This window comes from Pseudomonas sp. LBUM1664, assembly GCF_059695895.1.
This window is the reverse complement of sequence record NZ_CP166791.1, coordinates 5,810,935-5,821,624: the sequence shown is the minus strand read 5'-3', so window position 1 is coordinate 5,821,624 and position 10,690 is coordinate 5,810,935. Positions and strand designations below refer to the sequence as shown.

Genomic DNA, 10,690 nt, shown 5'->3' with positions numbered 1-10,690 from the left:
ACATCAGTCATAAATTCGCGGGGCTGCTAATCGTCGCTACAACGTCCGCGTTGTCGGCGCTTTCAACTGCCACCGCTACATAAAAACAAAGCCAGGGCGTAACTCATGAGTGTTAGTAATCCCACCTTGATCACTTTTGTGATCTACATCGCAGCCATGGTCCTGATCGGTCTGATGGCTTATCGCTCCACCAATAACCTTTCCGATTACATCCTGGGCGGTCGTAGCCTGGGCAGTGTCGTGACTGCACTGTCCGCCGGGGCCTCCGACATGAGCGGCTGGTTGTTGATGGGTTTGCCCGGTGCTATCTACATGTCCGGCCTGTCGGAAAGCTGGATCGCCATCGGCCTGATCGTCGGTGCCTACCTGAACTGGCTGTTCGTGGCCGGTCGCCTGCGGGTACAGACCGAGCACAACGGTGACGCACTGACGTTGCCGGACTACTTCTCCAGCCGTTTCGAAGACAAGAGCGGTGTGCTGCGCATCATCTCTGCGGTGGTGATCCTGGTGTTCTTCACCATTTACTGCGCTTCCGGCATCGTGGCCGGCGCCCGTCTGTTCGAAAGCACCTTCGGCATGTCCTACGAGACAGCGCTGTGGGCCGGTGCTGCGGCGACCATTGCCTACACCTTCGTCGGTGGTTTCCTGGCAGTGAGCTGGACCGACACCGTACAAGCCACCCTGATGATCTTCGCGTTGATCCTCACGCCGATCATTGTGTTGCTGGCCACCGGCGGCGTGGACACCACGTTCCTGGCCATCGAAGCGAAGGACCCATCGTCCTTCGACATGCTGAAAAACACCACTTTCATCGGTGTGATCTCGCTGATGGGCTGGGGCCTGGGTTACTTCGGCCAGCCGCACATCCTGGCGCGTTTCATGGCGGCCGATTCGGTCAAGTCCATCGCTAACGCCCGTCGCATCTCCATGACCTGGATGATTCTGTGCCTGGGCGGCACTGTCGCCGTCGGTTTCTTTGGTATCGCTTACTTCTCGGCGCACCCTGAAGTGGCCGGCCCTGTGACCGAGAACCCTGAGCGTGTGTTCATCGAACTGGCAAAGCTGCTGTTCAACCCATGGGTCGCCGGTGTGCTGCTGTCGGCCATCCTGGCGGCGGTGATGAGCACCTTGAGCTGCCAGTTGCTGGTGTGCTCCAGCGCCCTGACCGAAGACTTCTACAAGACTTTCCTGCGTAAGAGCGCTTCCCAGCTGGAACTGGTCTGGGTCGGCCGTGCCATGGTGCTGCTGGTGGCATTGATTGCCATTGCCCTGGCCGCCAATCCACAGAACCGCGTGTTGGGTCTGGTGAGTTACGCCTGGGCCGGCTTCGGTGCTGCCTTCGGTCCTGTTGTCCTGATCTCCGTGATCTGGAAAGACATGACCCGTAACGGCGCGCTGGCCGGCATTCTGGTCGGTGCGATCACCGTGATCGTCTGGAAGCACTTCGAGCTGCTGGGTCTGTACGAAATCATCCCGGGCTTCATCTTCGCTAGCCTGGCCATCTACTTCGTCAGCAAGATGGGCGCGCCTACCGCCAGTATGCTGCAGCGCTTCGAAGCGGCCGAAAAAGATTTTCGTCTGAACCAGTAAGGCTCTCGGCGAGGCCTTGACGGCTCGCTTGAGGATAAGGAAACGGCCCGTCTCCCATGGAGGCGGGCCGTTTTTTGTGGGTGTCAGTCCGGGGTGGCGTCGGGCTGGTTGAGGAAGATCAGCACGCCCAGTAGCGCCATGTAGGACCTGAAAGCTGCGTCCTGGCCATTCCAGATTTCTGATTGCCACATCAGAAACCATTAGCACGCTCGGGTGCAGTCCCGAGGTCCGTCATCTTGTAGGAAGTTGCTGATTGTTTCGTGCGGGGGCCTCTGTGGTCTCCACCCAAGGAATGTCTGTCGGAAAGTACAGCGTGCTCTGCAGTTTTTATCTCTTTGGGTGTAAGGCAAATCTGTTTTTCATGACCGCCAATCAACTCTCCGGCTTGCTCATGCAGAATCGCCCGCCTTCATTCAGCAGAGGCACATCGGATGTTCGCGCCTGCCAACCAACCACGTTTCACGCTGACGCTCGACAGCGGGCCGAATGAGCTCAAGGTGCTTGAGTTCAGAGGCAAGGAAGCTGTCAGTCAACCCTATCGCTTTGACCTGGAACTGGTCAGTGAACGACCGGACCTGGCGCTGGAAGAGCTCCTGCATCGCCAGGCCTATCTGGGTTTTGATGAGCAGGGCTGCGGCATACATGGCCAGGTTTACAGTGTGGCCCAAGGCGATTCGGGAAAGCGCCTGACCCGTTACCAGATCAGCCTGGTGCCGCGCCTGGCTTACCTGAGTCACCGTATCAACCGACGGATTTTCCAGCACTTGAATGTGCCGGCAATCGTTGCCCGTGTCTTGAAGGACCATGGCATCCAGGGCGATGCGTACCAGTTCAGCCTTGGGGGGCAATACCCTGAGCGTGAATATTGTGTGCAGTACGGTGAAAGCGACCTGGCCTTCATCGAGCGGATTTGCGCCGAAGTCGGCATTCATTACCACTTTCGACACAGCCCTGATGGCCACCTGCTGGTGTTCGGTGACGATCAGACGGTGTTTCCCCGTTTGCCCGAGCCGACGTTGTATCTGCCGGGCAGCGGCATGGATGCCGGCGAGCCGGCGATCAAGCGCCTGGCTGTGCGGCTCCAGACCCGGACCACTGCCGTGACGCTGCGCGATTACGATTTTCGCAGGCCCGGCCTGTTGTTGCAGGCCCGCCTCGACAATCAGCAGCAACCAGTGCTGGAGGACTATCGCTACCCCGGCCAGTTTTCCGACCGCGAACATGGCCAGCGCCTGACCCAGCGTGCACTCGAACGCCATGGTGCCGAGTACCGTCTGGCAGAGGGGCGCAGTGATTGCAGCGCGCTCGCCAGCGGGCATTTCATGCAAATCAATGGTCATCCTCGAACGCAGTGGAATGACCTCTGGCTGCTGACGGAAATCACCCACCATGGCCGCCAGCCGCAAGTGCTGGAAGAAACGGTCAGCGACAGCCCGGATGAATTCCAGGGCTACAGCAATACGTTTCTGGCAACGCCGTGGGATGTTTTCTTTCGCCCGCCCCTGCATCACGAAAAACCGCCTGCCCACGGTTATCAGTCGGCGCTGGTGACCGGGCCTGTCGACAGCGAGATCCATTGCGACGAATTTGGGCGGGTCAAGGTGCAGTTGGTCTGGGATCGCGACGGCGAACGCAACGAGCATTCCAGTTGCTGGCTGCGGGTAGCCTCCGGTTGGGCCCATGATCGCTACGGCGCCGTGATGATTCCTCGGGTTGGCATGGAAGTGTTGGTGGGCTTCATCGATGGCGACGTGGACAAGCCATTGGTGGTGGGTTGCCTGCCGAACGGCGCCAACCCGGTGCCACTGGATCTGCCGGCGGACAAGACCCGCAGCATCCTGCGCAGCCAGAGCAGTCCCGGTGGGGGCGGTTATAACGAATTGCGTATCGAGGACCGCAAAGGGGCCGAGGAGATTTACGTGCGGGCCCAGCGAAACTGGACCCAGCATGTGCTGCATGACCAGCGAGTGCAGGTCGATCATGAGCGCAGTATCGTCGTCACCGGTACGGCGCGGCATGAACTCAAGGCCGATGAACAGCGCATCACCCATGGCCGGCGCCAGACCGAAGTCAAGCAGGACGATCACTTGGTGGTGACCGGTGAGCGGCATATCCGCGTGACCAGCCAGGCCCTCGGCGCCAGCCAGCATTTTCACGTCAGCGCCGGCCAACAAGTGGTGCTGGACGGCGGCGTCAGTGCGACCCTTCAGGCCGGCGGGCATTGGATCAGCATCGGGGCGGGTGGGATTTTCAGCAGCGTGCCGATTCAGGTCGGTGGTGCGCCGATGGCCGTCATGAGCGCGGCGCCCGGCTCGCCCGGCACTCCCGAGAAACTCTCTGGCGCCGCAGCCGCTCATCTTTCCCTCGCACAAATCCTCAGCCTGCAAGGCCAGGCGCCATTCTGCGAGGAGTGTGAGCGCTGCAAAAACGGCGTTTGCGAACCTTCGCCGGCTTCTGGCAAGCCTGTTGATGCTCAGGAGCGTCCATGAGCACCGGTCAGTCTCCCCGCGCTTGGCTTCAACAGTACCCCTTGCGGGCATCCGAGCAACTCTTCGCCATCTTCAGCAGCGCCAGTATCGCCGCGCCGCTGGCGGCCTGGAGGCGTTCGATGACTTCGGTACCGAGCCCGGTCTGGGTCGATACGCCATACGCCGGCTGGAAATCGGTCATGCCCTACGTAGCAGTTGTCACCGCAGACAGTGAGTTTCTTGACTGGGTGGCGGCCAGCGACTCGCTAGATTGGGGATGGTTGGCTGTGTCGTCTGTGAGCCAGGAAACCCTGGCTGAACATGTGCGTGGGCTCACGCAGGTCCTGTTGCCTGGGGGCAAGTCGGTTTTTTTCCGCTTTTGGGATGGGCGCTTTATGGGCACGATCCTGCAATCGACGGAGGTTGATGGCGGGCAGCTTTTGCCAGTCATCAGCCGTTGCCTGATCAACGGTCAGTCGTTTGAGGTTGTCGGAAATGTTCAGCGACCCGCTCGGGCTTTTCCTTGGTGGGAAGTGCCTGCGGTGTTGCTAAAAGAATTGGCCGAGGAGACCGCCGATTGCCTGTTGAATAACCTGCTCAGGTGGCTGGACGAGGAACATCAGTCTCTGTTCGAACGGGCCGAGGAGAGCATCCTGCGGTGCAAGATCGCACATTTTCTGAAGACACCTGGGCTGGCTCATGGGCCAAAAGCGCAATTGCAGGCGTACTTGATGCAGGAGCTGGGCTGACGGCCACCGGATCCAATCCTGGCTCGTCCGCTCGGCTGCGAACCCCTGACGTTCGACGCACTTCAAGGTAAACTCCTCGCCCTTCGCAGGAGCCGCCATGAATTATCGTCACGCCTTCCACGCCGGCAATCACGCCGATGTGTTCAAACACCTGACCTTGACCCGCCTCATCGCCCTGATGTCGCGCAAGGAGCAGCCCTTCGCCTACCTCGATACCCACGCGGGCATCGGGCTGTACGACTTGCAGGGCGACCAGGCCAATCGTACCGGTGAATACCTGGAAGGCATCGCGCGGTTGTGGGGCCAGGACGATCTGCCGCCGCTGACCGCCGATTACATGAAGGTGCTGCACGAGATGAACCCGGACGGGCAGTTGCGTTACTACCCGGGTTCGCCGGAACTGGCGCGGCGCCTGACCCGGCCGCAGGACCGGGTGCTGCTCAACGAAAAACACCCCGAAGACGGTGTGCTGCTCAAGGACAACATGAAAGGCGACCGTCGCGTGGCGGTGCACCTGGGTGAAGGCTGGCATGTGCCCCGGGCATTGCTGCCGGTGGCGGAGAAACGTGGCCTGATGCTGATTGATCCGCCGTTCGAGCAGCTTGATGAGATGCAGCGTTGCGCCGCCTCTCTGAAGGAAGCCATAGGCCGGATGCGTCAGACGGTGGCGGCGATCTGGTACCCGGTGAAGGACCAGCGGATGTTGCGCCGCTTCTACCAGGACCTGGCCGGCACGGGTGCACCGAAGCTATTGCGAGTGGAGTTGCTGGTACACCCGCTGGCCACGCCCAACAGCCTGAACGGCTCTGGTCTGGCGATTGCCAACCCGCCTTGGGGGTTGGAGCAAGAGCTGCGTGAGCTGCTGCCGTGGTTGTCGAAAAAGCTTGGTCAGACCCAAGGCGGCTGGCAGATGGATTGGTTGATCACCGAAAGCTGATCAGATGCACTGATCGTTCCCATGCTCTGCGTGGGAACGATCATCAAAGTCAGATCGGGCAAGTCACGCCCGTACCGCCAATCCCGCAATACCCTTCAGGGTTCTTCGCCAGGTATTGCTGGTGATAGGTCTCGGCGAAGTAGAACGTCGGCGCTTCTTCGATTTCGGTGGTGATGGTGCCTTTGCCAGCCTTGGTCAACTCCGCCTGAAATACTTGCTCGCTGTGCTTGGCCGCGGCCAGTTGAGCCGGGTTGGTGGCATAGATGACCGAGCGGTATTGGGTGCCGATGTCGTTGCCCTGGCGCATGCCTTGGGTCGGGTTATGCAGCTCCCAGAACATCTTCAGAAGTTCCTCATAGCTGACTTTTTCCGGTTCGTAGACCACCAGTACCACTTCGCTGTGGCCGGTAAGGCCGGAACAGACCTCTTCATACGTCGGGTTCGGAGTAAAACCACCGGCGTAACCCACCGCTGTACTGACCACACCTTCGCGCTGCCAAAACTTGCGCTCCGCGCCCCAGAAACAGCCCAGGCCGAAGATCGCGAAATCCACGTCCATGGCAAACGGGCCCAGCAGCGGCGCGTCGTGGACGAAGTGTTTTTCCGGCACGGTCATTGGGCTTTCACGGCCAGGCAGAGCTTGTTCTTGAGTGGGGAGCACGTTTTTGTTCACCAGAATTTCCGAGCGCAAGACCATCATCAGTCCTCTCAGTCAGATTGAGTTGAGCGAATAAGACCGTCAGTGTGCCTTAGAAAAGCAGGTTCAAGCTATAAGCTGCCAGTTAGAAGTGGCCTTGGCGCTGCTATTAGACGAGCGGCCCGCGAGGGTAGCGCTTGAGCTTCTCGATCAGCTCTGCACCGGGGATCGGCCGGTCGAACAGGTAGCCTTGGCCGACATCGCAGCGGTGACGCCGCAGGAACGTCAGTTGCTGGGCGGTTTCGATACCTTCGGCCACCACCTTGAGTTTCAGGTTGTGAGCCATGGCGATGACCGCAGAGGTGATTTCCATGTCGTCCTGGTTGTCCGGGATTTCGTGGATGAAGCTGCGATCGATCTTGATGATGTCGATCGGGAATTTTTTCAGGTAACTCAGGGACGAGTACCCGGTGCCGAAATCGTCCATGGCCAGGGTCAGGCCCAGGCGCTTGAGCTGGTCGAGCTGCAAGCGGGTGTCTTCGGTGGCTTCCAGCAGCAGGCCTTCGGTCAGTTCCAGCTCCAGCAGGCGGGCCGGCAGTTGTTCTTCCTTGAGGATGCTGGCGATGGAGGCGACCAGGTCCGGGTCGGAGAACTGCTTGGGTGACAGGTTGATCGCCACTTGCAGGTTGCCCAGGCCGGCGGCGGTCAATTGCTTGCTCATGCGGCAGGCCTGGCGGGCGATCCATTTGCCGATGGGGATGATCAGCCCGGTTTCTTCGGCCACGCTGATGAACTGATCCGGGCGGATCATGCCTTTTTCGGGATGGTTCCAGCGCAGCAGCGCTTCCATACCCAGCAGACGGCCGCTGCGCAGGCACAGCTTGGGCTGGTAGAACACGTCCAGTTCGTTCTGGGTCAAGGCGCGGCGCAGGTTGTTTTCCACAAACAGCTTGTAGCTGGCCTCGGCGTTCAGCGCCTCGGTGAATACCTGGACCTGGTGCTTGCCGTTGGCCTTGGCCTTGTGCAGGGCGAGCCCGGCGTTGCGCATCAGGGTCTGGGGGTCGCGGCCGTGCAGCGGCGCGCAGGCCAGGCCCACGGAGCCGGTCACGCTGATCAACTGGTTATCGACGAACATCGGCTTGTCGAGCGTCATCAGCAACTGGCTGGCGACCTGCTGCCCGGCTTCCAGGTCGGTGTCGTCCAGCAGCACGGCGAATTCATTGCTGGCGAACCGCGCCAGGCTGCCGCTGGGGCTCAGGCTGTTACGCAGGCGTCGGGCCAGGCTGATCAGCAACTTGTCGCCGGTCTGGTGGCCGAGGCTGTCATTGATTCGCTTGAAGTTGTCGATGTCTACCAACAGCAGGCTGATGGGCGAATTGCTGTCCCGGGCGAAGCGTTCATCAAGGTTGCGGATGAACGCGGGGCGGTTGCCCAGGTTGGTCAGGTTGTCGGTGTAGGCCAGGCGCTCGATGCGCTGCTGGGCCAGCTTGCTCTGGGTGATGTCTTCGTAGATGCCGATGTAGTGGGTCAGTTCGCGGTTATCGCCGTAGACCTTGGAGATCGACAATTGGCCCCAGTAGGGTTCCAGGTTCTTGCGTCGGCTCTTGAATTCGCCCTGCCAGCTGTTGCTCTGGGCCAGGGCCGACGGCGCGTCGAACAACAGTTCGCTGAGGTTCTCCAGGGCCGGCAGTTCGGATAGGCGCTGGCCGTGGACTTCATCGGTGGAGTATTGGGTGATCGCGGTGAAGCTCGGGTTGACGTATTCCACCACACCGTCGCAGTTGACCAGCAGGAACGCATTGGCGCTCTGTTCGACGGCGCGCTGGAACAAGTGCAGGGCGTTGGTCGCCGTTCGTCGATTGTGGTTGTTGATGACCTGGGCGAACTGGTCCGCCAACTCACCGGCAAAGGCGATCTCGTCCGACTGCCAAGCGCGCGTGGCGCCCACCTGCTCCAGGCACAGCACGCCAACCACCTGGCCGTCGATACGAATGCTGGCGTCGAGCATGGCGTTGACGTCACGGGAGCGCAGGCTTTCGGCCATTTCCCGGGTGCGCGGGTCGCGCATCGCATTGTGGGCGTCGATGGCACGGCAGGTCTGCAACGCCTCCATGTAATCGGGAAAATCGCTGGCGTTGATCACGTCCGGCAGGAAGTACTCCTGCGCGCCGCGGTTAAACGCAGAGATCGGCACCAGCTTGCCATCTTCCAGGTTCCAGATGCTGGCGCAGTCGATCTGATAGATGTCGCAGGCGCTGCGGGTGATAAGTTCGGCAGCTTCCTGCAGGGAGTTGTTGGCACTGTAGCGCTGACGGGTCAGCAGCAGGATCAGATCCTGTTGGGCACGCACCCGGTCCAGATGCTGGAGCTGCTCTTGCTGGGCGCGCTGGTTCAGTTCCAGGGCGATCTGCAGGCGTGAGTTCTGGGTTTCCAGGTCCAGGGCCGGCATCGATGGCTCGCTTTGCAGCAAGCTGTCCACCGCCAGCAGGTAACCGCGCAGCAGATGGCGATTGTGCTGCTTGTAGGCTTCACCCGTTTCCAGCAGGTTCATGGGGCCATTGGCGGTGTGGAGCGTGTAGCGGATCAGGTAATGCGAGGATTGGGCCAGTTGCTGCTGGATCGCGTCGTGCAACTGATAGCGCGCTTCGGGCTTCATCAGGCTGGCGTAGGGCGAGCTGACCAGCGAGCAAAGCTCTACTGCCGGCAGGCCGAAGTAACGTTCGCAGTTGGGATCGAGGAACAGCAGCGCCCAGCTCGCTTCATTCAGCCGCTCGAAACGCAGCATGCCGAGCCGCGAGGGCACCGGTAACTGCGTCACTACCTCGGCCGCCATACGGCTGGCGGCATCGGGTTGGCTTTTCATGGGGAAACTCGCTTCGAAAATGCTGATCGCGCCGGGCTGACGCCCTCGTTATTACGGACTGCCGCAAGGTTGCATCATTGCGGCACTGGCTGACAAGAGAGATGAAGGCCAAGTGCTATAAACCTTTATCGGCCGACAGAGGTATTTCTCCAGTTGCCAGCCGATCAGAGGGCATGGGTGGTGATACCGCCCGTCAGAGTAACGGAATCTCGACCGTCTGCAATGGGTTACCGTCACGGTCGTGGAACGTGACCTGGACGCTCTGCGCCGTGACATACAAGCGGGCGAAGTTATCCTGGCTGATCACTTGGCTGGTCAACGCGTACTGATAGTCACCGTATTCAGTGCGGGCCATGGGCTTGTCGAAAATAAAATCCGATGTTTTTGCAAAAGGCAGCAGTTTGCTGTTGTAAAACGGTGAGGAAACAATGGTGTTTACTTCGAAGTCAGGATCCTGGCTATGACTCAGGCGGCTGGTCATGGAACCGTGGATGTCGCCGGACACGAAAATCACGTTTTTGATCCCATGGCTGCGGATGGTCTCCAGCAGGCGCAGGCGTTGATTCGGGAAGGCCTGCCAGGCATCACCGTCATCGTGTTTGCTATCAGGGTAAAACATGACGCTGGTCACGATGAATTTGACCCGGGCCGGGCTGTGGATAAGCCATTTTCGCAATGATTGTTCCTGCGCCTCATCCAGAATGCGCCGGTCATCCTCCGACAGGTTGCGTTGGGTGCGGCTGTCGGTGACGAACCATTCGATATCGCCATGGGCGAACAGGTAGCTGTACTGTTTCACCCATTGACTTAATGTTCCGTCGCTTAAAAGTTCATGGGCCGGGCTGTGGCTGGCCTGATAAAGCGCATAAGCGTCCATGGCATTGGCGTATAAAAATTCGTCGTTGCTGTTTTTATTGGCGGGCCAGTTGTCTTCGATTTCATGGTCGTCGAGGATCATATAAGTCGGTACGCCAGACATTAACTTTTTGATGTGGGGCTGGGAAAAAGCAGTGCGGTACTTGAGTAGAATGTTTTTATAGGTCCGGTCCGGGGCGACAATATTCAAGTCGTCGAGATAAACCTGATCGCCGGTCATCAATAAGCCGCTGATTGGCGGGTTGGCCTGCTCCACGATGCGGTTGATGCCAGCGAACGTACGGTCCCCGAGTTCGGGGGCCGACGGGACACCGGCAGTGATTCTCAGGTAGCGGCAAGAACCCACGATGTAGGCGCGTGGCGTAGTGATTTCGCTGGAGGGGGTGCGCAACCGGTAAATGTCCCTGGGCCATTGCAGGGGTAGCTCCTGAATGCTTTCCACGGTATGGGCCGGGCTTAAGGGGGTAAACCAGCCGGCCTGATATTCATAGACGGTGTCGGCTTGCAGCCCCTTCAATACAATGACATCGGACATGTCGCGGTGGGCGTTCAGCTGTACAAATTGTCCTT

The 10,690-nt window shown here is 59.8% G+C and carries 7 protein-coding genes and 1 pseudogene; 4 read left to right on the top strand and 4 right to left on the bottom strand.

The annotated features are described in order from the left end of the window. Positions 1–105 precede the first annotated feature (105 nt). Positions 106–1,590: a sodium/proline symporter PutP gene (putP, locus tag ACA047_RS27060; RefSeq protein WP_497354670.1), complete on the top strand. Its 1,485-nt coding sequence runs from the start codon at positions 106–108 to the stop codon at positions 1,588–1,590. A gap of 83 nt (positions 1,591–1,673) precedes the next feature. On the opposite strand, the pseudogene ACA047_RS27055 reads toward putP, so the two are convergent. Beyond that, positions 1,674–1,790, bottom strand: a pseudogene (locus ACA047_RS27055) (DUF2165 family protein); the annotation flags it as partial. Positions 1,791–2,021: 231 nt separating this feature from the next. Between ACA047_RS27055 and ACA047_RS27050 the strand changes: the two are divergent. The 3 genes from ACA047_RS27050 to ACA047_RS27040 all read left to right on the top strand — a co-directional run bounded on the left by ACA047_RS27050 (position 2,022) and on the right by ACA047_RS27040 (position 5,744). After that, the gene (locus tag ACA047_RS27050) at positions 2,022–4,079 is read left to right on the top strand and encodes a type VI secretion system Vgr family protein (protein ID WP_497354668.1); all 2,058 of its coding nucleotides are present in this window, start codon (positions 2,022–2,024) and stop codon (positions 4,077–4,079) included. Next, positions 4,076–4,807 (top strand): DUF4123 domain-containing protein, encoded by a 732-nt coding sequence (locus tag ACA047_RS27045; RefSeq protein ID WP_497354666.1) that lies wholly within the window; start codon positions 4,076–4,078, stop codon positions 4,805–4,807. Before ACA047_RS27050 ends, ACA047_RS27045 begins: the two co-directional genes overlap by 4 nt. Positions 4,808–4,904: 97 nt before the next feature. Further along, positions 4,905–5,744, top strand: coding sequence for a 23S rRNA (adenine(2030)-N(6))-methyltransferase RlmJ (locus ACA047_RS27040; RefSeq protein ID WP_497354664.1), 840 nt, complete (start codon positions 4,905–4,907; stop codon positions 5,742–5,744). A 49-nt stretch (positions 5,745–5,793) separates the two neighbouring features. Here ACA047_RS27040 and msrA read toward each other — a convergent pair whose 3' ends face one another. The 3 genes from msrA to ACA047_RS27025 form a co-directional block, all read right to left on the bottom strand. Continuing rightward, complete coding sequence (gene msrA, locus ACA047_RS27035; protein ID WP_497360562.1) at positions 5,794–6,441, bottom strand: peptide-methionine (S)-S-oxide reductase MsrA; 648 nt, start codon at positions 6,439–6,441, stop codon at positions 5,794–5,796. 109 nt (positions 6,442–6,550) lie between these two features. Further along, complete coding sequence (locus ACA047_RS27030; protein ID WP_497354662.1) at positions 6,551–9,244, bottom strand: putative bifunctional diguanylate cyclase/phosphodiesterase; 2,694 nt, start codon at positions 9,242–9,244, stop codon at positions 6,551–6,553. Between the two features lie 193 nt (positions 9,245–9,437). After that, entirely contained in the window at positions 9,438–10,655 is a 1,218-nt protein-coding gene (locus ACA047_RS27025) for an alkaline phosphatase D family protein (RefSeq protein WP_497354660.1), read from the bottom strand. Positions 10,656–10,690 lie beyond the last annotated feature (35 nt).

What these genes read in the sequence shown, in the direction of transcription:
- ACA047_RS27030 (WP_497354662.1), bottom strand. Translation starts at nt 9,244, where the DNA reads ATGAAAAGCCAACCCGATGCCGCCAGCCGTATGGCGGCCGAGGTAGTG.
- ACA047_RS27050 (WP_497354668.1), top strand. Translation starts at nt 2,022, where the DNA reads ATGTTCGCGCCTGCCAACCAACCACGTTTCACGCTGACGCTCGACAGC.
- msrA (WP_497360562.1), bottom strand. Translation starts at nt 6,441, where the DNA reads ATGGTCTTGCGCTCGGAAATTCTGGTGAACAAAAACGTGCTCCCCACT.
- ACA047_RS27025 (WP_497354660.1), bottom strand. Translation starts at nt 10,655, where the DNA reads ATGTCCGATGTCATTGTATTGAAGGGGCTGCAAGCCGACACCGTCTAT.
- putP (WP_497354670.1), top strand. Translation starts at nt 106, where the DNA reads ATGAGTGTTAGTAATCCCACCTTGATCACTTTTGTGATCTACATCGCA.
- ACA047_RS27040 (WP_497354664.1), top strand. Translation starts at nt 4,905, where the DNA reads ATGAATTATCGTCACGCCTTCCACGCCGGCAATCACGCCGATGTGTTC.
- ACA047_RS27045 (WP_497354666.1), top strand. Translation starts at nt 4,076, where the DNA reads ATGAGCACCGGTCAGTCTCCCCGCGCTTGGCTTCAACAGTACCCCTTG.